The organism is Pseudomonas sp. S30 (assembly GCF_016518545.1).
GTDB lineage: Bacteria > Pseudomonadota > Gammaproteobacteria > Pseudomonadales > Pseudomonadaceae > Aquipseudomonas.
In genome coordinates this window covers 77,421-100,616 of the sequence record NZ_JACVTO010000013.1, presented here as the reverse complement: position 1 = coordinate 100,616, position 23,196 = coordinate 77,421, and the positions used below count along the sequence as shown (strand labels likewise).

Genomic DNA, 23,196 nt, shown 5'->3' with positions numbered 1-23,196 from the left:
GATACAAAAAATGCGATGCTGCTACATAGTTTGTTTCTGGAATCGGGCAAATCATGGACCGTCTCACCGCCATGCGCGTCTTCGTCACCGTCGTCGACCTGGGTAGCCAGTCTGGCGCAGCGGATCACCTGGGACTGTCCAGGCCGGTGATCTCACGCTACCTGGCAGAACTGGAGGAGTGGATAGGCGCACGCCTCATGCAGCGCACCACACGCAAGCTGAGCCTGACCGCTGCCGGCCAGGAGACCCTGCCACGCTGTCGGCAGATGCTGGAGCTGGCGGGCGAACTGCAGGGTGCCGGTCGTCAGCCCGACGAAGCGCCGCGTGGCGAGTTGCGCATCAGCGTGAGCACCTCGTTCGGCTATGCGCAGTTGGCCGACGCCGTGGCCGAGTACGTGCAGCGCTACCCTGGGGTCAGGGTGGAAATGCAGATGCTCGACCGCACGGTCAACCTGGTCGACGAGCGCATCGACCTGGCGATCCGTACCAGCAACGACCTGGATCCCAACCTCATCGCCCGGCGTCTGACGGTCTGCCATTCGGTGGTCTGCGCCAGCCCCGAATACCTGCGCCGGCATGGCGTGCCCCAGCGCGTGGAAGAGCTCAGCGCCCACAACTGCCTCACTCATGCCTATTTCGGCCATAGCCTGTGGCACTTCGAAGTAGCAGGCGAACCGGTGGCGGTGCCAGTGCGCGGGACCATTAGCGCCAACGAGGCCCTGACCCTGCAGAAGGCTGCCGAGGCCGGTGCCGGCATCGCCATGCTGCCGACCTACCAGGCGGCCGCCGCACTGCGCAGCGGCGCGCTGGTCAGTGTACTGCCCCAGGCGCAGCCGCGGGTGCTGAACCTCAACGCCGTGTACACCTCGCGCAAGCACATGCCGGCGACCTTGCGCAGCATGCTGGACTTTCTGGCCGAACGCTTCGGTGACGCGTCGCAGTGGGACGGCGACCGGGCTTGAATGCCGGCAATATTCGTCCGTCATTCGCCAGCGCCTGGCCTATGCTTGCAGATAGCACCTGTGAACGTTGCAGGAGGTCGACACGATGGGCATTCGATCCAGACGCTGTGTTCTCGTCCTGGCCATGCTGGCCGTGGCCGGGCTGTATGCCTCGGCCTGCTGGCGGGCCGAACTTCTGCGCAGCCAGCCCGCCAGCGCAGCCGTGTGCGAGCACGCGCACTGCGTTCCGCACACCGCCACGCTGAGCGCCCTCAGATAGAACGGCGCGGGCCGCTCATTCGTCGACGCTCATGTATTCCTTGGCCCAGCGGATGTAATCCTCGGGCTGGGTGTAGGTGTGCGAGAGTTCCGTGGCGCTCAGGCTCTCGGACTTGTTCTGCTGGCCACGCTGCAGGCGCAGGCAGTCGTAGGTGGCCTTGATCGCCGCGAAATAGGCCGCATGGCCGTCGACCACGATCCGTACCCCGAGGCTTGCCAGGCGTTGGTCGTCCCGCAGGTTCGGGTTGCCATAGCTCACCAGCATCAGCGGCACGGTGAGATGCTCGCTGATCTGCTCCAGTTGCTCGAAATCCTTCACGCCCACCATGCAGATGCCGTCGGCACCGGCTTTCTGATAGCTCTGGGTGCGCACGATGATCTCTTCGGTGCTGAGCACCCCAGCGTTGGTGCGGGCGATGATCGACAGCGAGGCATCGACCCGCGCCTCGATCGCCGCGCGGATCTTGCCCACGCCCTCTTCCACCGAGATCAGGTCGGTGGACTTGCGCCCGAACTGGGCAGGAAGCAGGGTGTCCTCGATGGTCAGCGCGGCGACACCGGCACGTTCCAGCTCGGTGACCGTGCGCATCACGTTCAAAGCGTTGCCGTAGCCGTGATCGGCGTCTGCCAGCACCGGCAGTTGCGCGACCCGACCGATGCGGGTGGCCTGCTCCACGAATTCGCTCAAGGTGATCAGGGCGAAATCGGGCGCGGCCAATACTTGCAGAGAGGCTACCGAACCGCCCAGGATGCCTACCTCGAAGCCAAGGTCGGCGGCGATGCGCGCCGACATCGGGTCGAACACCGACGCAGTGTGGAAGCACGAACCTGAAGCGAGCAGGTCACGGAAGGCAAAACGCAGATCTTGGTGGGACGCCTTGGGCATGGTCACTCCGCATGTAAGAGGAAAACTGGAACTGGCTGACTACCGACCCCTGACTCGAAACGCCCTGCCTGCATCGGAAGAATGACCGGTTGCATGCAGAGAGTGGAATTGATGGCATGGGATTACAGCGATGCGGAAAACTGGATCAACATGCACCAAATGGGTGCAAACCAGTGTATTTCGGCTGCTATGATCGGCCACAATATCACGCAGCTATACCCCTGCGGATGAAAGCCATTATGCCGATCGTGCATAGGCGATGCAGTTGGTACATAGGAAGCTACCTAACTCAGGTTACACTGTGGTGTCTGCCGGCCATGACGAAGCGGTCTCCACGACCCGTGCCGGCGTCCCTTTCCCGACCTGAACACAAGGTGTGACCCGTGACCGCCGCCCTGCCTCCTGCCGTCCTGCGCAGCGTGCTCACCGCGCTGATGCTGGCGATCCTGCTCGGAGCCCTCGACCAGACCATCGTCGCGGTCTCGCTGCCAGCCATCTCGGCGCAGTTCAATGACGTCGGGCTGCTTGCCTGGGTCATCTCCGGGTACATGGTGGCGATGACCGTAGCGGTGCCCATCTACGGCAAGCTCGGCGACCTCTACGGCCGGCGCCGGATGATACTGACCGGCACCGCCCTGTTCACCCTGGCCTCGATCGGCTGTGCGCTGGCGCAGAACATGGAACAGCTGGTGCTGGCGCGTGTGGTGCAAGGCATCGGCGCCGGTGGCATGGTCTCGGTCAGCCAGGCGATCATCGGCGACTTCGTGCCGCCCCGCGAACGCGGCCGCTACCAGGGCTATTTCAGCAGCATGTATGCCTTGGCCAGTGTCGCCGGGCCCGTGCTGGGCGGCTGGCTCACCGCCTACCTGTCCTGGCGCTGGGTGTTCTGGATCAACCTGCCGCTGGGGTTGTGCGCCTGGTGGGTGATTCGCCGCGCGCTGTCGGGCCTATCGGTCAAACGACGGCAGGCCCGGGTGGACGTGCTCGGCGCGGTGCTGCTCACCCTCGGCCTGGGCAGCCTGCTGCTGGGCATCACGCTGGTGGGGCAAGGTCAAGCCTGGACCGCGACACCGGTCGTCGTCCTGTTCGCCTGCGCCTCGCTGGGCCTGGCCGCGTTCGTGGCCCACGAACGACGCTGCGCCGAGCCGCTGCTGCCGTTGGAACTGTTCGGCAACCGCGTCGCGGTACTGTGCTGGTGCGTGATCTTCTTCGCCAGCTTCCAGTCGATCTCACTGACCATGCTCATGCCACTGCGCCTGCAGAGCATCACCGGGGCCGGGGCGGACAGCGCGGCCCTGCACCTGCTGCCGCTGGCCATGGGGCTGCCCATCGGGGCGTTCAGCGGTGGACGATTGACCACCCTGACCGGCCGCTACAAACCGCAGATCCTCGCCGGCGCCTTGCTCATGCCCCTGGCGATCATCGGCATGGCCTTGACCGAGCCACAGTCGATCGGCTGGAGCGCACTGTTCATGCTGCTGACCGGCATCGCCGGCGGCTTGCAGTTCCCGACCTCGCTGGTGGGCACGCAGAGCGCAGTGGGCATCGAGGACATTGGCGTGGCCACCAGTACCACCAACCTGTTTCGCTCGCTGGGCGGCGCGATGGGCGTGGCCTGCATGTCCAGCCTGCTCCTGGCCCTACTGCACGACGGAGGCCTGGCGGGCGTCGGCAACCCCTTGCTCGGCAGCCTGCAAGGCGGACACGGCGACCCGGCGGGTCAGGCGCACCTGATGCAGGCCTTCACCGACCTGCTGCTCGCCAGTGCCGGGGTCGCCGTGTTGGGACTGGTCGCGGCGCTGGCGCTGCCGGACCGGCAACTGCGCGGGCATTGATCGGCGCCGGTTGCGCCTTAATGATCAGTTAATCGGTGCTGGAAAGACTTCCTCACAAAGCTTCACAAAATGCTAATTGCGCAGGGCGGGGCTCAAGCGCAGCATATCCAGCCCGGTATCGACCCACTTCTGCGCTTCGCTGAGCAGGTCGAAGCTGTTGGGGAGCAGCAGCCAGCGCCCGATGACGCCATCGATGTAGGCATAAATGGCGACTGCCGCGCGCTCGGTGTCCAGATCGCCGGGCAACTGCCCGCGCCGGCTGGCATTGGCCAGGGTGCGGGCAATGCCCTCGTGGCATTCGACCACGGCACCCTGGCGCTGCTCGCGAATCTCACACATCTCGTCGGTGAACTCGCACTTGTGATGCAGGATTTCATTGATACGCCGAGTCCGCGGGTCGAGCACCAGTTCGTTGAACACCTGCACCAACAGCTTGCGCATGCAGCCCAGTGGGTCGGGTTCGTCCTCGCTCTCACCGGCACGCGCCAGATGGTCGTGGGTTTCGTGCAGCCTGTCGAGCAGGGCCTCGACCAGCTCGGCCTTGTTGCTGAAGTGCCAGTAGATGGCACCACGGGTGACGCCCGCGATCTCGGCGATATCGGCCAGCGTGGTTCGGGCGACCCCGCGCTTGTAGAAGGCCCGCTCCGCTGCCTCGATGATCAGGGCGCGGGTTTCCTGGGCTTCTTCTTTGGTACGACGGACCATGGCAGCTCTACCTCATCAGAAGCCGCACGCAGGGCGCGCGGGTCGGTCCGGGCACGCTTCTGCAGAGCAGGTCCCGGGGGCATTAATCTCGTTTCACGGTAGTAGCTTGTTACCACTATCCGGTATTTACAAACAACCATGAATGTAAGTATATTCGTTAGTGAGCTACTAATCCACCGAATAGCGTTTTTTCTGACACAACTCTTCCATTACCCTTGAGCTCCCCCTGCTCCAGCGACCCGAGGATCCTCATGCACTTCAAGCCAGCCGTTACCGCCCTGGTATCCGCCGTCGCCCTGGCCACCCTGCTCAGTGGCTGCAAGAAAGAAGAGGCCGCACCTGCCGCGCAGGCGCCTCAGGTCGGCGTCGTCACCTTGCAGCCCCAAGCCTTCACCTTGACCTCGGAACTGCCGGGGCGCACCAGCGCCTTCCGCGTGGCCGAGGTCAGGCCTCAGGTCAATGGCATCATTCTCAAGCGCCTGTTCAAGGAAGGCAGCGACGTCAAGGAAGGGCAGCAGCTCTACCAGATCGACCCGTCGGTGTACGAGGCGACCCTGGGCAATGCCCAGGCCAACCTGCAAGCCACCCGCTCGCTGGCTGATCGCTACAAGCAGCTGATCGACGAGCAGGCGGTGTCCCGGCAGGAGTACGACGATGCCAATGCCAAGCGCCTGCAGGCCGAGGCGACCCTCAAGAGCGCCCAGATCGACCTGCGCTACACCAAGGTGCTGGCGCCCATCAGCGGTCGCATCGGTCGCTCGGCCGTCACCGAAGGTGCCTTGGTGAGCAATGGCCAGAGCAACGCGATGGCCACCATCCAGCAGCTCGACCCGATCTACGTCGACGTCACCCAGTCCACCGCCGAACTGCTCAAACTGCGCCGCGACCTGGAAAGCGGCCGCCTGCAACGGGCCGGCGACAATGCCGCCATGGTCAAGCTGGTGCTCGAAGACGGCAGCCTGCTCAAGCAGGAAGGTCGTCTGGAGTTCTCCGAAGTGGCCGTGGACGAGACCACCGGCTCGGTGACCCTGCGCGCGGTCTTCCCCAACCCCGACCACACCTTGCTGCCGGGCATGTTCGTCCACGCACGGCTGCAGGCTGGCGTCGCCCAGAACGCCATTCTGGCTCCCCAGCAGGGCGTGACCCGTGACCTCAAGGGCCAGCCCACGGCGCTGGTGGTCAACCAGGAAAACAAGGTCGAACTGCGCAACCTGAAGGCCGACCGCACCTTGGGCAACGACTGGCTGATCGAGGATGGCCTGAAAGCCGGCGATCGTCTGATCACCGAAGGGTTGCAGTTCGTCCGTCCGGGTGTCGAGGTCAAGGTCGCCGAGGCGAAGAACGTCAAGTCCGGGGCCGACGCCGGCCAGACCGGTCAAGCGGGTCAGTCCGGTCAAGCCGGCCAGGCCAGCCAGGCCAGCGCCGACGGCAAAGGGGAGTAAGCAATGTCGAAGTTCTTTATCGATCGCCCGATCTTCGCCTGGGTGATCGCACTGGTGATCATGCTGGTGGGGGCGCTGTCCATCCTGCGTCTGCCCATCAGCCAGTACCCCAGCATCGCACCACCGGCCATCGCCATCGCCGTGACCTACCCGGGCGCCTCGGCGCAGACCGTGCAGGACACCGTGGTGCAGGTCATCGAGCAGCAGCTCAATGGTATCGACAACCTGCGTTATGTGTCCTCGGAGAGCAACTCCGACGGCAGCATGACCATCACCGCCACCTTCGAGCAGGGCACCAACCCCGACACCGCGCAGGTGCAGGTGCAGAACAAGCTCAACCTGGCCACGCCCCTGCTTCCGCAGGAAGTGCAGCAACAGGGTATCCGCGTGACCAAGGCGGTGAAGAACTTCCTGCTGGTGATCGGTCTGGTGTCCGAAGACGGCAGCCAGACCAAGGACGACCTGGCCAACTACATCGTGTCCAACATGCAGGACCCGATCTCGCGTACGGCCGGTGTCGGTGACTTCCAGGTCTTCGGTGCGCAGTACGCCATGCGCATCTGGCTCGATCCGGCCAAGCTCAACAAGTTCCAGCTGACCCCGGTCGATGTGCGCACCGCCATCACCGCGCAGAACGTGCAGGTCTCGTCCGGCCAGCTCGGCGGCCTGCCGGCCATGCCCGGCACCCAGCTCAACGCCACCATCATCGGCAAGACCCGGCTGCAGACCGCCGAGCAGTTCGAGAACATTCTGCTCAAGGTCAACCGCGACGGCTCCCAGGTGCGCATCAAGGACGTCGCCAAGGTCGGCCTGGGCGGCGAGAACTACTCGGTCAGCGCACAGTTCAACGGCAAACCGGCCTCGGGCATGGCGCTCAAGCTGGCCACCGGCGCCAACGCGCTGGAGACCGCCAAGGCGGTCCGCCAGACCGTCAAGGACCTGGAGCCGTTCTTCCCGCCGGGCGTGAAGGCGGTGTTCCCGTACGACACCACCCCCGTGGTCACCGAATCGATCAGCGGCGTGATCCATACGCTGATCGAAGCCGTGGTGCTGGTGTTCCTGGTGATGTACCTGTTCCTGCAGAACTTCCGCGCCACCATCATCACCACCATGACCGTACCGGTGGTGCTGCTCGGCACCTTCGGCATCCTCGCGGCGGCCGGCTTCAACATCAACACCCTGACCATGTTCGCCATGGTCCTGGCCATCGGCTTGCTGGTGGACGACGCCATCGTCGTGGTGGAGAACGTCGAGCGGGTGATGTCCGAGGAAGGGCTGCCGCCCAAGGAGGCGACCAAACGGTCCATGGGGCAGATCCAGGGCGCCCTGGTGGGCATCGCCCTGGTGCTGTCGGCGGTGCTGTTGCCGATGGCCTTCTTCGGCGGCTCCACCGGCGTGATCTATCGCCAGTTCTCCATCACCATCGTCTCGGCCATGGGCCTGTCGGTACTGGTGGCGCTGGTGTTCACCCCGGCGCTGTGCGCGACCATGCTCAAGCCGCTGAAAAAAGGCGAGCATCACGCCGGCAAGGGCGGATTCTTCCGCTGGTTCAACCGCAATTTCGACCGCAGCGTCGAGGGCTACGAACGCAGCGTGGGCGCTATCCTGCGCAACAAGATCCCGTTCCTGCTGGCCTATGCGCTGATCGTGGTCGGCATGATCTGGCTGTTCACCCGCATCCCCACCGCGTTCCTGCCCGAAGAGGACCAGGGCGTGCTGTTCGCCCAGGTACAGACACCGGCCGGCTCCAGTGCCGAGCGCACCCAGTCGGTGGTCGACCAGATGCGCGAGTACCTGCTCAAGGACGAAGCCGACACCGTGTCGTCGGTGTTCACCGTCACCGGCTTCAACTTCGCCGGTCGCGGCCAGAGCTCGGGCATGGCCTTCATCATGCTCAAGCCCTGGGGTGAGCGCAGCGCGGAAAACAGCGTGTTCGGCCTGGCCCAGCGTGCCCAGCAACACTTCTTCAGTTTCCGCGACGCGATGGTGTTCGCCTTCGCGCCTCCGGCAGTGCTCGAACTGGGCAACGCCACCGGCTTCGACGTGTTCCTCCAGGATCGCGCCGGTGTGGGCCACGAGAAGCTGATGGAAGCGCGCAACGAGTTCCTCGCCAAGGCGGCGCAGAGCAAGGTACTGGCGGGCGTGCGTCCCAACGGCCTGAACGACGAGCCGCAGTACCAGCTCACCGTCGACGACGAGCGTGCCAGCGCCCTGGGCGTGACCATCTCGGACATCAACAACACCCTGTCGATCGCGCTGGGCGGCAGCTACGTCAACGACTTCATCGACCGCGGTCGGGTCAAGAAGGTGTACATCCAGGGTGAAGCCAATGCCCGGATGAGCCCTGAAGACCTGCAGAAGTGGTACGTACGCAACGGTGCTGGCGAGATGGTGCCGTTCTCTTCCTTCGCCACCGGCGAATGGACCTATGGCTCGCCCAAGCTCTCGCGCTACAACGGTGTGGAAGCGATGGAAATCCTCGGCGCCCCGGCACCGGGCTACAGCACCGGCGAGGCCATGGCCGAGGTCGAGCGCATCGCCGGCGAACTGCCGTCGGGGATCGGTTTCGCCTGGACCGGCATGTCGTACGAAGAGAAGCTGTCCGGCTCGCAGATGCCGGCGCTGTTCGCCCTGTCGCTGCTGTTCGTGTTCCTCTGCCTGGCAGCGTTGTACGAAAGCTGGTCGATCCCGATCGCCGTGGTGCTGGTAGTGCCGCTGGGCATCATCGGTGCGCTGATCGCGGCAAGCCTGCGCGGACTGTCCAACGACGTGTACTTCCTGGTCGGCCTGTTGACCACCATCGGCCTGGCGGCGAAGAACGCCATTCTGATCGTCGAGTTCGCCAAGGAGCTGCACGAACAGGGCAAGAGCCTGTACGACGCCGCGATCGAGGCCTGCCGCATGCGTCTGCGCCCGATCATCATGACCTCGCTGGCGTTCATCCTGGGCGTGGTGCCGTTGACCATCGCCAGCGGTGCCGGCTCGGGCAGCCAGCACGCCATCGGTACGGGCGTGATCGGCGGCATGATCAGTGCGACTATTCTGGCTATCTTCTGGGTACCGCTGTTCTTCGTCGCCGTGTCGTCGCTGTTCGGCAGCAAGGAACCCGAGACCCCTTCCGAAACCCCACGTAACGAGGCTGGGCAATGACCAAGTCTTTACTGTCCCTGACCGTCACCGCGTTCATTCTCGGCGGCTGTTCGCTGATCCCCGACTACAAGACCCCGGACGCTCCGGTGCCCGCCCAATGGCCGCAAGGCCCGGCCTACTCGCCTGCCGAGTCGGCCAACGTGGCGGCGGCCGAGCAAGGCTGGCGGCAATTCTTCAACGACCCTGCGCTGCAACAGTTGATCCAGACCGCGCTGGTCAACAACCGCGACCTGCGCGTGGCCGCGCTGAACATCGACGCCTACCGCGCGCAGTATCGCATCCAGCGTGCCGACCTGTTCCCGGCCGTGAGCGCCACTGGTAGCGGCAGCCGCCAGCGGGTCTCGGAGAACGCGTCGCAGACCGGCAACTCGAGCATCACCAGCCAGTATTCGGCCACCCTCGGGGTCAGCGCCTATGAGCTGGACCTGTTCGGCCGAGTGCGCAGCCTCAGCGAGCAGGCGCTGGAAACCTACCTGTCCAGCGAAGAGGCGCGCCGCTCCACGCAGATCAGCCTGGTAGCCAGCGTCGCCAACGCCTACTACACCTGGCAGGCCGACAAGGCCTTGCTGGCGCTGACCGAAGACACCCTGAAGAACTACGAGGAAAGCTTCAACCTGACCCGACGCAGCAACGAGGTCGGCGTTTCCTCGGCGCTCGACCTGAGCCAGGCCCGTACCTCGGTCGAAGGCGCTCGGGTCAAGCTGTCGCAGTACCAACGCCTGGTGGCGCAAGACCTCAACAGCCTCACCGTGCTGCTGGGCACGGGCGTACCGAGCAACCTGCCGACGCCGCTCGAGCTCGATGCCGACCAGCTGGCCCAGGTACCGGCGGGGCTGCCGTCCGACCTGCTGCAACGTCGTCCGGACATTCTTGAAGCCGAACATCAGCTCAAGGCCGCCAATGCCAACATCGGCGCCGCCCGCGCAGCGTTCTTCCCGAGCATCAGCCTGACCGCCAATGCCGGGGCCCTGAGCTCCGACATGGGCAGCCTGTTCAAGGGTGGCTCGGGCACCTGGCTGTTCCAGCCGCAGATCAACCTGCCGATCTTCAATGCCGGCAGCCTGCGCGCCAGTCTCGACTACGCCAAGATCCAGAAGGATATCAACGTGGCCAAGTACGAGAAGAGCATCCAGACCGCCTTCCAGGAAGTGGCCGACGGCCTGACCGCGCGCAAGACCTTCGAAGAGCAGTTGCAGGCCCAGCGCGACCTGGTGGCCGCCAACCAGGACTACTACCGCCTGGCAGAACGTCGCTACCGGATCGGCATCGACAGCAACCTGACCTTCCTCGACGCCCAGCGCAACCTGTTCAGCGCCCAGCAGTCGCTGATCGGCGATCGCCTGTCGCAGCTGACCAGCGAGGTCAACCTGTACAAGGCCCTCGGCGGCGGCTGGTACGAGCGTACCGGGCAGGCCAACCAGCAAGCGTCGGTGCAGGCCCCCAGGGGCTGAGCCTTCGGCTTGTGACACCAAGCCCACCCTCGCGGTGGGCTTTTCATTGGCGCTGATCGCAGGCGAAGCCTCCACGGGTGCTATCGCCATAATACGTTCGATTACCGCCCCGTTCCGCGCCCGGCGAATTGCCTGACCCGGCGCGTCTGACGCACCATTTGCCCCGCAACGTTGCACAGGTTCATCACCTAGCGCCGATCTGCAGCGATCACTGCAGCGCTTCGGCTCGCCCATAAAAACAAGAGATCGAACATCGATGAGCATTCTGCAACCCGCACGCACCTGGCTGCCGGGCCTCCTGGCCCTGTCCTGCACCTTTCCGGCCCTGGCTGCCGATGGCGGTTTCACGGACGATGCCAAGGCCACCCTGAATCTGCGCAACTTCTATTTCAACCGCAACTTCGTCGACCCCGCGCGGCCCCAGGGCAAGGCCGAGGAATGGACGCAGAGCGTCATCCTCGATGCCCGCTCTGGCTTTACCCAAGGCACCGTGGGCTTTGGGGTCGACGTGCTCGGCCTCTACTCGCTCAAGCTCGACGGCGGTAAAGGCACGGCCGGCACGCAATTGCTGCCAGTGCATGACGACGGCCGGCCGGCCGATGACTTCGGGCGCCTGGGCGTGGCCTTCAAGGCGCGGATTTCGCAAACCGAACTGAAGGTCGGCGAATGGATGCCAGTACTGCCGATCCTGCGCGCCGACGATGGCCGCTCGCTGCCGCAGACCCTGCGCGGGGCCCAGATCACTTCCCGGGAAATCGCCGGGCTGACGCTCTATGGCGGTCAGTTCCGCGCCAACAGCCCGCGCAACGATGCCAGCATGGACGACCTGGCCCTGTTCAGCCGCCCCGCCTTCACCTCCGATCGCTTCAACTTCGCGGGCGGCGAGTACGCCTTCAACGACAAGCGCACCCAGGTCGGCCTGTGGCACGCGCAGCTAAAAGACATCTACCAGCAGCAGTACCTGAACCTGTTGCACAGCCAGCCCCTGGGCGACTGGACCCTCGGCGCCAACCTGGGCTATTTCATCGGCAAGGACGACGGCGCCGCGCGAGCCGGTCGGCTGGACAACCGCACCGCCTCGGCGCTGTTTTCCGCACGCCATGGCGGCAATACCTTCTACCTGGGCCTGCAGCAGGTCAGCGGCGACGACGAATGGATGCGGGTCAATGGCGCTAGTGGTGGCACCCTGGCCAACGACAGCTACAACTCCAGCTTCGACAACGCCAAGGAGCGCTCCTGGCAGGTGCGCCACGATTACAACTTCGCGGTTCTGGGCGTGCCTGGCCTGACGCTGATGAACCGGTACATCAAGGGCGACAATGTTCACACCGCCAGCACTCGCGACGGCAAGGAGTGGGCGCGGGAAACCGAGCTGGCCTATGTGATACAGTCGGGCGCCTTCAAGGACCTGTCGGTGCGCTGGCGCAACTCGACCATGCGCCGCGACTTCAATACCAACGCCTTCGACGAAAATCGGCTGATCGTCAACTATCCGCTGAATCTGCTGTGAACGCGGCTTGAGCGCCGCGATGGCGCCGAACGCTGGGTGAAATGCGCCTGTACTCCGGCTGACAGATTCCAGACCCATCGGAGTCAGGCTATCCTCATCGCCAGCGACCCTTTGCCTGATCGTCAGGCAAGCGGCTACGCCCAGAGGGAGGGACAATAATGAAAAACCTCGTCGATCATCTGAGTCAGTACGCGGGCTATCACCGTGACCCGCGCAACATCGTCACGCATTTCGTCGGCATACCGCTGATCGTGCTGGCCGTGAGCATCCTGCTGTCACGGCCGGGCTGGAGTGTCGCAGGTGTGTGGCTTTCGCCAGCGCTGGCGCTGGCCACCGCTTCGGTGGTGTTCTACTGGCGCCTGGACCTGCGCTTCGCGCTGGTGATGGGCGCGTTGCTGGGCCTGTGCCTGTGGGCCGGGCAATGGCTCGCGCAACAGCCCACTGGGCTATGGCTGAGTGTGGGATTGGGTGCGTTCGTGGTGGGCTGGATCATCCAGTTCGTCGGGCACGCCTACGAAGGACGCAAACCGGCATTCGTCGATGACCTGAGCGGGCTGATCATCGGGCCGCTGTTCGTGGTGGCCGAGCTGGCCTTCATGCTCGGTCTGTGTCCCGCGCTGAAGCGCGCGGTGCAAGACAGGGCCGGACCTGTAGCCATGCGCCGCAAGCCCGCGGTGGTCTAGACGCGGGGGTTTCCACTGGGACCTGCCGAATGGAAACCCCTTCCCTGCCCTAGCCGCGCGACTCGACGCCGAGCTCGTCCCACACCGACTCGGCCAGGTGGAAGGTGGCGTTGGCGGCAGGAATGCCGCAGTAGATCGCGCTCTGCATGATCACTTCCTTGATCTGCTCGCGGGTCACGCCATTGTTGGCCGCGGCGCGCAGATGCAGCTTGAGTTCGTCGTTGCGGTTCATGCCGATGAGCATGGCGATTGTGATCAGGCTGCGGGTGTGGCGGTCAAGCCCCGGACGGGTCCAGATATCGCCCCAGGCGTGGCGAGTGATCATCTCCTGGAACTCACCGTTGAAGTCGTTGAGCTTCTCCAGGCTTCGGTCCACGTGGGCATCGCCGAGCACGGCGCGGCGCACCTGCATGCCGGCTTGGTAACGTTGTTTTTCGTCCATGGGATGCTCCTCAGCGGGCCAGCAGGAAGTCGAGCACGCGGCGGGTGAACGGCTCGCCGACTTCGACGTTGGACAGATGGGCAGCCGGGAAGCCAGCGTATTGAGCGCCCTGCACCCGTTGCTGGATGAACTGACCGCCTGCGGGTGGCGTCACGGCGTCCGCTTCACCGGAAATCACCAGCAAGGGCACTGCGATGGCGTCCAACTGGTCACGGAAGTCGGCATCGCGCACCGCCGCGCAGTTGGCCGCATAGCCCTGCGGCGAGGTGCTGGCGAGCATCTCGGTGATGCGCGCGACCTGCTCGGGGTTGGCCCGCGCCCAGGCGGGTGTGAACCAGCGTTCGATGGACGCATCGCGCAGGCCGCGCATGGCGGCCGCGCCTTCGCGCAGCACGGTCTCGATGCGTGGGTTCCAGGTATCCGGGGAGCCGATCTTGGCCGCCGTGTTGCACACCACCAACCGCTCCAGGCGATGGCCGGCATGGATACCCAGCCACTGGCCGATCAACCCGCCCATCGACAAGCCGCAGAAATGCGTACGGGAAATGTCCAGGTGGTCGAGCAGCGCCAGCACGTCGCGCCCCAATTGCTCGATGCTGTAAGGCCCCTCGCTGACCAGCGATCCGCCATGACCGCGGGTGTCATGACGCAGCACGCGAAAGTGTCGGGACCATGCAGGAATTTGCGTGTCCCACATGCCCAGGTCAGTGCCCAATGAGTTGGACAGCACCAGCACCGGGGCATCTTCGGGGCCGTCGAGTCGATAGTTCAGTACGCCATCGGCCAATTGCACATGCGCCACAGCGGTCTCCTTCAATCAGTGAAACGTTGATGTTCGGCCACCGCCCGCGCCACCCAGACGCGGGCCTGGCCCAGGTAATGGGCAGGGTCGAGCAGGCGGTCCAGCTCTTCGGCGCTCAGCTGGCCGGCGACCTCGGCATCCTCGCCAAGCACGGCGCGCAGGTGGCGCCCTTCGGCCACCGCGCGGCGGCAGCAGGTTTCCAGCAGGTGATGGGCCTTGTCACGCCCCAGGCGCTGAGCCAGCACGATACTGACCGCCTCGGCCAGCACCAGGCCCTGGGTCAGGTCGAGGTTGCGGCGCATGCGCTCGGCATCCACTTCCAGGCCGTCGACGATGATGCGCGCCTGGCGCAAGGCGCCCGAGACCAGGCAGCAGATCTCCGGCAGGGTTTCCCACTCGGCATGCCATAACCCCAGGCTGCGCTCGTGCTCCTGAGGCATGGCGGCGAACAAAGTCGACAGCAGCCCCGGTACGCGGGTGGCGGCAGCGATCAGCACCGCCGCGCCAACCGGATTGCGCTTGTGCGGCATGGTCGAGGAACCGCCCTTTCCAGGCGCCGAGGGCTCGAACACTTCGCCGGCCTCGGTCTGCATCAGCAGGCTGACGTCGCGACCGAACTTGCCCAGGCTACCGGCCACCAGCCCCAGCACCGAGGCGAACTCCACCAGACGGTCGCGGTGGGTGTGCCAGGGTTGCTCGGGCAGGCTCAGGTGCAACTGCGCGGCGAGCGCTTCGGCGACCGGCAGTGCCTTGCTGCCCAATGCGGCCAGGCTGCCGGAGGCGCCGCCGAACTGCAGGCAGGTCAAGCGCGGGCGCACCTCGCGCAGACGCTGCCGATGACGAGTGAGCGCCCCCAGCACGCCAGCCAGCTTCATGCCCAGGGTGACCGGCGTGGCGTGCTGCAGCCAGGTGCGGCCCACCAGCGGCGTGTCGGCGTGCTGCAGGGCCTGGCGCGACAAGGCCTCGGCCAGGCCGGCCAGATCCTCCTCGACCAGCGCCAGGGCGTCGCGCAGTTGCAGGACCAGACCGGTGTCCATGACATCCTGGCTGGTCGCGCCCAAGTGCACATAGCGCTCGGCCTCGGGCACGCCCGTCGCCACCACCCGGCCCAGGGCCTTGACCAACGGGATCGCCGAGTTGCCCGCCACCGCGATGGCCTGGGCCAGGGCCTGGACGTCATAGCGCTCGGCCTTGCAGGCGGCCTCGATGGCCGGCACCGCCGTGTGCGGCACCAGCCCCACACTGGCCTCGGCACGGGCCAGGGCCGCCTCGAAGTCGAGCATGCCTTGCAAGCGGCCTTGGTCGGAGAAGATCGCGCGCATGGCCGGCGCGGTGAAATAGGCGTCGAACAGGTGGTTGTCTGGGTGGCTCATCGAGGCGCCTCAGTGATCGTGGTGCAGGTACGCCGCCTGCTTGGGCAGGCGCAGGCTGAACAGGAAGGCGATGGCCATCATGCCCGTCACGTACCAGTAGAAGGTGTTTTCCATGCCCAGGCTCTTCAGGCCCAGCGCCACGTATTCGGCAGACCCGCCGAACACCGCGTTGGCCACGGCGTAGGCCAGGCCCACGCCCAGCGCACGCACCTGGGGCAGGAACATCTCGGCCTTCACCAGGCCGCTGATGGAGGTGTAGAAACTGACGATGCACAGGGCCAGCGACACCAGCACGAAGGCCATGAACGGACTGCTGACGGTCTTCAGGGCCATCAGCAGGGGCACGGTGAACAACGTGCCGAGCGCCCCGAACAACAGCATCGAATTGCGCCGTCCGATACGGTCGGACAACATGCCGAACACCGGCTGCAGGATCATGAACAGGAACAGCGCGCCGGTCATCACGAAGCTGGCGCTCTTGGCGTTCATGCCGGCCGTGTTGACCAGGTACTTCTGCATGTAGGTCGTGAACGTGTAGAAGATCAACGAGCCACCCGCGGTGTAGCCCAGCACGGTGATGAACGCGGCGCCATGGTTGCGGAACAACCCGGCGATGCTGCCGGCGTCCTTGTCCTGGCGGGTCTCGGCGCTGCTGGTTTCCTTGAGCGAACGGCGCAGCATCAGCGACACCAGCGCGGCGATGGCGCCGACCACGAACGGAATGCGCCAGCCCCAGGCACGCAACTCCTCATCGCTGAGCAGTTGCTGGAGGATCACCACCACCAGCACCGCCAGTAACTGGCCGCCGATCAGCGTGACGTACTGGAACGAGGCGAAGAAGCCGCGCTGGCCGCGCAGGGCCACCTCGCTCATGTAGGTAGCGGTGGTGCCGTACTCGCCGCCCACCGACAGGCCCTGGACCAGCCGCGCCAGCAGCAGCAGCGCCGGTGCCCAGGCGCCGATGCTGGCGTAGGTGGGCAGGCAGGCGATCAGCAGCGAACCGGCGCACATCATCAGCACCGAGATCATCAGCGAGTGCTTGCGGCCATGCCGGTCGGCCAGACGACCGAAGATCCAGCCGCCGATCGGGCGCATCAGAAAGCCGGCGGCGAACACCCCGGCGGTGTTGAGCAATTGCACGGTGGGGTCGTCGGAGGGGAAGAAGGCCGGCGCGAAGTAGATCGCGCAGAAGGCGTAGACGTAGAAGTCGAACCATTCGACCAGGTTGCCCGAGGAGGCACCGACGATGGCGAAGATGCGGCTTTTGCGCTCTTCGCCTGTGTAGTGAACAGAGGTCATGGGTTTCTTGCTCCTGGAGAGATACCGTGAAGTCTAGACATACCCGGTAACAGTCTCGTTCAGCGATAGGTCGCATGGCGGGCGGCGCCCGAATTTGCCAGGCCTGCGCGCTTGCTCAGCGCGCCCTGACTCGTCCGGGCCGCGCGGTCAGACCCGCTCGATGGCCAACGCCAGGCCCTGGCCCACGCCAACGCACAGGGTGGTCAGGCCGCGTCGGCCGCCGGTTTTCTCCAGATGGTGAAGGGCCGTGAGCACCAGGCGAGCACCGCTCATGCCCAGCGGGTGCCCCAGCGCTATCGCCCCACCGTTGGGGTTGACGTGCGCAGCATCGTCCGCCACGCCCAGCTCGCGCAGCACCGCCAGGCCCTGGCTGGCGAAGGCTTCGTTGAGCTCGATGACGTCGAAGTCGGTCACCGCCAGCCCCAGCCGAGCGCACAGCTTGCGTACCGCCGGCACCGGACCGACCCCCATCACCCGCGGCGCGACTCCGGCACTGGCCATGCCCAGTACCCGGGCGCGTGGGGTCAGGCCATGCTGCTGCACCGCCTCGGCCGAGGCCAGGATCATCGCTACCGCACCGTCGTTGACGCCGGAGGCATTGCCCGCGGTAACGGTGTTGTCGGCACCGTTCACCGGCTTGAGTCGGGCAAGCGCCTCGAGGGTGGTGTCCGGTCGCAGATGCTCGTCGTGCTCCACCAGAATCTCGCCCTTCTTGTGGGCGATGCGTACCGGCACGATCTCTTCGGCGAAATAGCCGGCGGCCTGGGCTGCGGCCGCCTTCTGCTGGCTGCGCAGGGCAAAGGCATCCTGGTCGGCGCGCGACACCCCATGGTCGCGGGCCACATTGTCGGCGGTCTCGGGCATGGCATCGACACCGTACCGGGCCTTCATCAACGGGTTGACGAAGCGCCAGCCGATGGTCGTGTCTTCCAGCTTCATGCTGCGCGAAAAGCCGCTTTCGGCCTTGCCCATGACGAACGGCGCCCGCGACATGGACTCGACGCCGCCGGCGATGGCCAGCTCCATCTCGCCGCAGGCGATGGCGCGAAAGGCCGTGCCCACCGCCTCCATGCCCGAGGCGCACAGGCGATTGAGGGTCACCCCCGGCACCTCCTGGGGCAGCCCGGCCAGCAGTAGCGCCATGCGCGCGACGTTGCGGTTGTCCTCGCCGGCCTGGTTGGCGCAACCGAGAAACACTTCGTCCAATTGCGCCCACTGCACCTGCGGGTTGCGCTCGACCAGCGCCTTGAGCGGCAGCGCCGCCAGGTCGTCGGCGCGCACGCTGGCCAGGGCGCCAGCGAAGCGGCCGATCGGGGTGCGGATGGCGTCACAGATGAATACGTCGCGCATCAGGCTTCTCCTGCGCTCTGGCCATGGGCGGCGGCCGTACGCGCTTCGAGCTCGCGCAACGCGGTCAGCTCGGCATCGCTCGGGGCCTCGGTGGTGGGCACGCTGTCGGCGAAGCGGATGGCCCAGCCCGTGGCGGCGATGATCTGCTCGCGGGTCACGCCAGGGTGGATCGAGGTGACGACGAACTCGTGGCTACCCGCCTCCGGCTCCATGATGCACAGGTCGGTGATGATGCCCACCGGTCCCTCACCCGGCAGCCCCAGACGCTTGCGCGAATCGCCGCCCTCGCCATGGCCGACCGAGGTGACGAAGTCGAGGGTCTCGACGAATGCTCGGGGCGACTGCTTGAGGATGATCAGCACCTGCTTGGCGGAGCCGGCGATTTCCGGTGCGCCGCCAGCACCCGGCAGTCGGGTTCTGGGGGCGTGATAATCACCGACCACGGTGGTGTTGATGTTGCCGAAGCGGTCGACCTGGGCCGCGCCCAGGAAGCCCACGTCGATGCGCCCGCCCTGCAGCCAGTAGCGGAAGATCTCGCCGGTCGGCACGACAGTGTCGGCGGTCTCGGCCAGCTCGCCATCGCCGATCGACAGCGGCAGCACGCTGGGCTTGGCGCCAATCGGGCCGGACTCGTAGATCAGCACCACATCGGGCGAGGACGTCAGCCGCGCCAGGTTGGCGGCCTTGGACGGCAGACCGATACCGACGAAGCAGACCGCGCCGTTGCGCAGGCGGCGGGCCGCGGCCACGGTCATCATTTCGGAGGTGGAGTAGCTCATTGTACGGCCTCCAGTGTGCGCTTGAACTCGGTGAAATCGGCGGTGGCACGGATGTGGGTGTCGATCCAGGCGGTGAAGGATTCGCGGCTGCGGGCGATCGGGTCCCAGGCCTGGTAGAAGCGGTTGTCGCGTTCGTAGTAGCCGTGGGCGTAGGACGGGTGGGCACCGCCTGGGACCAGGCACACGGCACTGAGCGCCCAGGTCGGCAGCACACAGGCGTTCATCGGAGCCTGCAGGTCGTCGACGATTTCCTCCACGGTGACGATGCAGCGCTTGGCCGCCAGCGCCGCTTCCTTCTGCACCCCGAGAATGCCCCACAGCAGCACGTTGCCCTTGCGGTCGGCCTTCTGCGCATGGATCACGGTGACGTCCGGGCGCACCGAGGGCACGGCAGCCAGCACTTCACCGGTGAATGGGCAGGTGACCGACTGAATCAGCGGGTTGACCTTGGGCAGGTCGGAACCGGCATAGGCACGCAGTACCGCGAACGGCAGGCCCGAAGCGCCGGCGACGTAGGCGTTGGCCAGGTCGGCGTGGCTGTGCTCCTCGATTTCCAGAGCGTGGGGCCACTGCTTCTCCACCGCGTCGCGCAGGCGATGCAGCGAGCCCACGCCCGGATTGCCGCCCCAGGAGAAAATCAGCTTGCGGGCGCAGCCAGCACCGATCAACTGGTCGTAGATCAGGTCCGGGGTCATGCGCACCAGGGTCAGGTCGCGCTTGCCCTGACGAATGATCTCATGGCCAGCGGCGGTGGGAATCAGGTGGGTGAAACCTTCGAGGGCGACACAGTCGCCATCGTGGACGAACTGCTTCACGGCATCGTGAAGCGAGAGAATTGCTGCCATTGCAGACTCCTGGTCAGGCTGAGTCGATTACGGATGCAGCGCGGCTGCGATGGGGGTCAGATTAAGGACGCCGCCGGGGTGCGACAATCCGATAATCGACCTTTGGTGCGGTGATCGAACGGTTTGAGTGAGTCATAACGGATTCCACCCCGTGTCGACCCTCTGCGTAGGCCCACGACCGGCGTGGGCATACGCAGAAAGATGTTCAGGTGGCGTCGGCGTGGCTTACCAACCCCTTGATGATGACGCCGACGGTGGCCAGTGCAGCCGGCACCAGCAGCGCGGTGAGCACCTGCTCGAAGGTCCAGCCCAGACCCAGCAGGGTCGCGCCGCTCCAGGCCCCGAGAATCGCGCCGAAACGACCGATACCGAGCATCCACGACACCCCGGTGGCACGCCCCTGGGTGGGGTAGAAACGCGCGGCCAGCGACGGCATGGCGGACTGCGCGCCGTTCACGCACATGCCGGCGATCAGTACCAGGATCGCCAGTACGGTGATGGTGATGTTGCCCAGGCTCTGCCCCACTGCGTAGGCGAACACACCGGCCATCAGGTAGAACAGCCCGATCACCTTGTGCGGATTGAATCGATCCATCGCCCACCCTACGGCGACTGCACTGAGCACGCCGCCGAACTGGAACAGCGCACCGATGAACGCGGCCTGCTCCATGCTCGCGCCACTGTCGCGCAGCAGGGTCGGCAGCCAGCTGGTCAGCAGGTAGACGATCACCAGGCCCATGAAGTAGGTCAGCCACAGCAGCGCCGTGCCGGGTCCATAGCGGCCGGAGAAGATCACCGCGAAGACGTTGCGCGAAGCCACCACTTTCTGCTCAGGCACGCTGAAGCTGCCAGCCTGCGCCACCACCGTCGGGGCGATGGGTGCGAGGGTGCGTCGCACCGCATCGCTGCCACGGTTGCGCACCACCAGAAAGCGCGCCGACTCCGGCAGCCACAGCAGCAGCACCACCGCCAGCAGCAACGGCAACACCCCGCCCAGTACCAGCAGGCTGTGCCAACCGTAGGCAGGAATCAGCTTGGCAGACACGAAACCGCCCGCCGCCATGCCCAGGTTGAAGCCACAGAACATACTGGTGACCAGCAACGACTTCAGGCGCTCGGGGGTGTATTCGGACAGCAGCGTAGTGGCATTGGGCATGCCTGCGCCTAGCCCCAGGCCGGTGAGAAAACGCAGCACCAGCAACTGATCGACGTTGCCAGCATAGGCCGACGCCAGGCTGAAGCCGCCGAACACCAGTACTGCCCCCACCAGCACGCCCTTGCGGCCGAAGCGATCGGCGAGCGGACCGGAGCCCAGGGCACCGAACACCATGCCGATCAGCGCAGCGCTCATCACCGGGCCCAGGCTCGCGCGGTCGATGCCCCATTCCTGGGACAGCGCCGGCGCGATGAAACCCATCGCGGCGGTGTCCAGGCCATCGAGGAACACGATCAGAAAGCACAGGATGACCACGCGCCACTGATAGCGCGAAAGGGGTTGGGCGTTGATGAAAGCCTGGACGTCGAGGCATTGGCCGACGGCGGTTTGGGGTGTATTCATAGTCGTTATCCAGAAGATGGGCGCAGGTACACCTCTGCGCCAGAACAGGCACAGGGCTGGAACATCCGGGTACGGGCGAGGCGATCAGCTGGGTTGGCGGGTGACTGCGCCGGGCAGCGACAAGGTGGTGATCATGGCGAACTCTCGTGTTGTTATTGTGCGGTCGGCGGCGCCGACCGGTGCGAGAAACAGTAATCAGCGCCCGGCGAGGGTGCAATCGGGTTGCAACGAGTTCGTGCGATTACCGAACGAGAACTGGCGAGGGTCGCCGGTTCAGCCGAACAACTGGTGGCACAGGTCGCGACTTGCAGCGAGCAGAATCGGCAGAAAGCGCTGTTCCAGCTCGCTGCGCGTCACCCTGCCGACATGGGTGCTGACGTTCAAGGCTGCCAGTACCTGGCCCGAAGCGTCGTAGATGGGCACGGCGATCGAACGCAAGCCCTGCTCCAGCTCTTGGTCGACCACGCACCAGCCTTGGGCGCGGACCTGTTGAATGCAAGCGAACAACGATTCGGGATCGTTCAGAGTGCGGCTGGTGCGGGCCTTGAGATCGGCACGCTCGAAGTACTCGCGCAGGCTGGTGTCGTCCAGCGCCGCCAACAGGATGCGTCCCATGGAGGTGCAATAGGCCGGCAGGCGACCGCCCACCGAGAGATCGACCGAGATCAGGCGTTCCACCGTCGCCGACCGGGCGATGTAGAGAATGTCGTCGCCTTCCAGCGTAGCCATGTTGGCCGCTTCATGAAGCTGCTCACTGATGCGATCCAGATAGGGCTGGGCCGAGACTGCCAGCGGAGTCGACGACAGGTAGGCATGGCCGAGGGTGAGCACCTTGGGCAGCAGTGAATAGGTGCGTCCGTCCGACGTGGCGTAGCCAAGCTTCATCAGGGTGTGCAGGCAGCGGCGCACAGCGGCTCGGGGGATTTCGGTGCGGTGGCTGATCTGGGCGATGGTCAGGTGCCGCTTGCGCTCCTGGAACGCCTGAATGACGGCGAGCCCCCGTGCCAGCGATGTCATGAAGTCGGGATCGCCGGTGAATGCCTGGATGCGTTTGGCTGGCGAAGCCACGATCGGCGGCGCCATGGCCGGGCTCACGAGACGCGACGAATCGCTGGAGGGTGCAGGCGGCTTTTCTTCGTTCATCGACAGACCTCAATTAAAACGGCGCTTTGTGCGATTATCGAACAAACGGCCGATAATCGCAATTGACCGCTGACACGTTTGCTTATACCTTTCCAATGCCCTTGTGGCTTCTTTGGAGAGACTGGTCAGGTACCCACCGCTGAAGACTCGAGGCAGCGGCCTTGCCCCACGGCGAGGCCGTTTTCATTTGCACTTCGTGCGCGCGAACTTTTGCCTGCCCTGACTCTCCAACTTCCACGTGCCGCCCGTACTTTCTCTATCGATACGCGCAGACACATTGTTTCCCGACGTCGCATGTCACCGCCTGTTCAAGCGGCGAATGCGATCGTTATAATCATCGGCACCGGTGCTGTCCGGTGTTGAATACGGAACTCGCAGCCAGGCACCCGCCAGGCTACTTCAACTCATTCAGGTCAATACTGTGACGAAAGATGAACTGCGCGCCGAACTCGAGCGCCAGGCAGAACGTTACAAGGATGTTTATGGTGGTGAAGTCACCACTTATGCTGCCCAACCGGAACCCGAGCGCAAACCGTGGCGCAAACGTGCCAGCCTGCTGGATCAGGCCTTCTCCGAAGAACTGGAAAAGATGGAAAAAGAGCTGCGCCCGGATGGGGCTGCCACCTGACCGCAAAATCGGGTGGCACCCCAGCCGGATGGCGACCGGCTGATGGCCACGCGCGGCCTTGAATACATCATCATACAAATTTCATACGCTCGTTT

General features: G+C 65.2%; 20 protein-coding genes. 9 read left to right on the top strand and 11 right to left on the bottom strand.

The genetic code is table 11. From position 1 onward, the window contains the following. The first annotated feature begins 53 nt into the window (after window positions 1-53). A complete protein-coding gene (locus IAE34_RS15715; RefSeq protein WP_200139880.1) occupies window positions 54-962 on the top strand; it encodes a LysR family transcriptional regulator in 909 nt (302 codons plus the stop codon). 85 nt (window positions 963-1,047) lie between these two features. Beyond that, window positions 1,048-1,221: a hypothetical protein gene (locus tag IAE34_RS15710; RefSeq protein ID WP_200139879.1), complete on the top strand. Its 174-nt coding sequence runs from the start codon at window positions 1,048-1,050 to the stop codon at window positions 1,219-1,221. Window positions 1,222-1,236: 15 nt separating this feature from the next. Here IAE34_RS15710 and IAE34_RS15705 read toward each other — a convergent pair whose 3' ends face one another. Further along, complete coding sequence (locus IAE34_RS15705; protein ID WP_200139878.1) at window positions 1,237-2,106, bottom strand: isocitrate lyase/PEP mutase family protein; 870 nt, start codon at window positions 2,104-2,106, stop codon at window positions 1,237-1,239. Window positions 2,107-2,489: 383 nt separating this feature from the next. On the opposite strand from IAE34_RS15705, the gene IAE34_RS15700 reads away from it, so the two are divergent. Then, a complete protein-coding gene (locus IAE34_RS15700; protein WP_200139877.1) occupies window positions 2,490-3,941 on the top strand; it encodes an MDR family MFS transporter in 1,452 nt (483 codons plus the stop codon). Between the two features lie 72 nt (window positions 3,942-4,013). On the opposite strand, the gene IAE34_RS15695 is transcribed toward IAE34_RS15700, so the two are convergent. Beyond that, window positions 4,014-4,646 carry a TetR family transcriptional regulator gene (locus IAE34_RS15695; RefSeq protein ID WP_200139876.1) on the bottom strand — a complete coding sequence of 211 codons (633 nt, stop codon included), beginning with the start codon at window positions 4,644-4,646 and terminating at the stop codon, window positions 4,014-4,016. Window positions 4,647-4,897: 251 nt separating this feature from the next. Here IAE34_RS15695 and IAE34_RS15690 point away from each other — a divergent pair, with 251 nt between their 5' ends. The 5 genes from IAE34_RS15690 to IAE34_RS15670 all read left to right on the top strand — a co-directional run bounded on the left by IAE34_RS15690 (window position 4,898) and on the right by IAE34_RS15670 (window position 12,882). Next, complete coding sequence (locus IAE34_RS15690; protein ID WP_233631174.1) at window positions 4,898-6,088, top strand: efflux RND transporter periplasmic adaptor subunit; 1,191 nt, start codon at window positions 4,898-4,900, stop codon at window positions 6,086-6,088. Window positions 6,089-6,091: 3 nt separating this feature from the next. Further along, on the top strand, window positions 6,092-9,238 hold the full coding sequence (gene ttgB, locus IAE34_RS15685) for a multidrug efflux RND transporter permease subunit TtgB (protein ID WP_200139875.1): 3,147 nt from the start codon (window positions 6,092-6,094) through the stop codon (window positions 9,236-9,238). After that, window positions 9,235-10,689: an AdeC/AdeK/OprM family multidrug efflux complex outer membrane factor gene (locus IAE34_RS15680; RefSeq protein ID WP_200139874.1), complete on the top strand. Its 1,455-nt coding sequence runs from the start codon at window positions 9,235-9,237 to the stop codon at window positions 10,687-10,689. The genes ttgB and IAE34_RS15680 overlap by 4 nt, the downstream gene beginning before the upstream one ends. A 256-nt stretch (window positions 10,690-10,945) precedes the next feature. Beyond that, a complete protein-coding gene (locus tag IAE34_RS15675; RefSeq protein ID WP_200139873.1) occupies window positions 10,946-12,199 on the top strand; it encodes an OprD family porin in 1,254 nt (417 codons plus the stop codon). A 158-nt stretch (window positions 12,200-12,357) separates the two neighbouring features. Beyond that, a complete protein-coding gene (locus IAE34_RS15670; RefSeq protein WP_200139872.1) occupies window positions 12,358-12,882 on the top strand; it encodes an Mpo1 family 2-hydroxy fatty acid dioxygenase in 525 nt (174 codons plus the stop codon). 49 nt (window positions 12,883-12,931) lie between these two features. Here the strand turns inward: IAE34_RS15670 and pcaC are convergent, their stop codons facing one another. From pcaC to pcaR, 9 genes are all read right to left on the bottom strand, one after another. Next, complete coding sequence (gene pcaC / locus IAE34_RS15665; protein WP_200139871.1) at window positions 12,932-13,324, bottom strand: 4-carboxymuconolactone decarboxylase; 393 nt, start codon at window positions 13,322-13,324, stop codon at window positions 12,932-12,934. A 10-nt stretch (window positions 13,325-13,334) separates the two neighbouring features. Further along, window positions 13,335-14,126, bottom strand: a complete 792-nt coding sequence (gene pcaD, locus IAE34_RS15660) for a 3-oxoadipate enol-lactonase (RefSeq protein ID WP_200139870.1) — start codon at window positions 14,124-14,126, stop codon at window positions 13,335-13,337. An 11-nt stretch (window positions 14,127-14,137) separates the two neighbouring features. Continuing rightward, window positions 14,138-15,499, bottom strand: coding sequence for a 3-carboxy-cis,cis-muconate cycloisomerase (locus IAE34_RS15655; RefSeq protein ID WP_200139869.1), 1,362 nt, complete (start codon window positions 15,497-15,499; stop codon window positions 14,138-14,140). 9 nt (window positions 15,500-15,508) lie between these two features. Then, window positions 15,509-16,798, bottom strand: coding sequence for an MFS family transporter (locus IAE34_RS15650; protein ID WP_200139868.1), 1,290 nt, complete (start codon window positions 16,796-16,798; stop codon window positions 15,509-15,511). A 147-nt stretch (window positions 16,799-16,945) separates the two neighbouring features. Beyond that, window positions 16,946-18,151, bottom strand: a complete 1,206-nt coding sequence (gene pcaF / locus IAE34_RS15645) for a 3-oxoadipyl-CoA thiolase (protein ID WP_200139929.1) — start codon at window positions 18,149-18,151, stop codon at window positions 16,946-16,948. Continuing rightward, on the bottom strand, window positions 18,148-18,927 hold the full coding sequence (locus IAE34_RS15640) for a CoA-transferase subunit beta (protein ID WP_200139867.1): 780 nt from the start codon (window positions 18,925-18,927) through the stop codon (window positions 18,148-18,150). The genes pcaF and IAE34_RS15640 overlap by 4 nt, the downstream gene beginning before the upstream one ends. Next, window positions 18,924-19,772 carry a CoA transferase subunit A gene (locus tag IAE34_RS15635; protein WP_200139866.1) on the bottom strand — a complete coding sequence of 283 codons (849 nt, stop codon included), beginning with the start codon at window positions 19,770-19,772 and terminating at the stop codon, window positions 18,924-18,926. Before IAE34_RS15635 ends, IAE34_RS15640 begins: the two co-directional genes overlap by 4 nt. Window positions 19,773-19,977: 205 nt before the next feature. Beyond that, window positions 19,978-21,330: an MFS transporter gene (locus IAE34_RS15630; RefSeq protein ID WP_200139865.1), complete on the bottom strand. Its 1,353-nt coding sequence runs from the start codon at window positions 21,328-21,330 to the stop codon at window positions 19,978-19,980. A gap of 273 nt (window positions 21,331-21,603) precedes the next feature. Further along, a complete protein-coding gene (pcaR, locus tag IAE34_RS15625) occupies window positions 21,604-22,473 on the bottom strand; it encodes a pca regulon transcriptional regulator PcaR (protein ID WP_200139864.1) in 870 nt (289 codons plus the stop codon). Window positions 22,474-22,894: 421 nt separating this feature from the next. Between pcaR and IAE34_RS15620 the strand changes: the two genes are divergently transcribed. Then, complete coding sequence (locus IAE34_RS15620; protein ID WP_200139863.1) at window positions 22,895-23,101, top strand: hypothetical protein; 207 nt, start codon at window positions 22,895-22,897, stop codon at window positions 23,099-23,101. Window positions 23,102-23,196 lie beyond the last annotated feature (95 nt).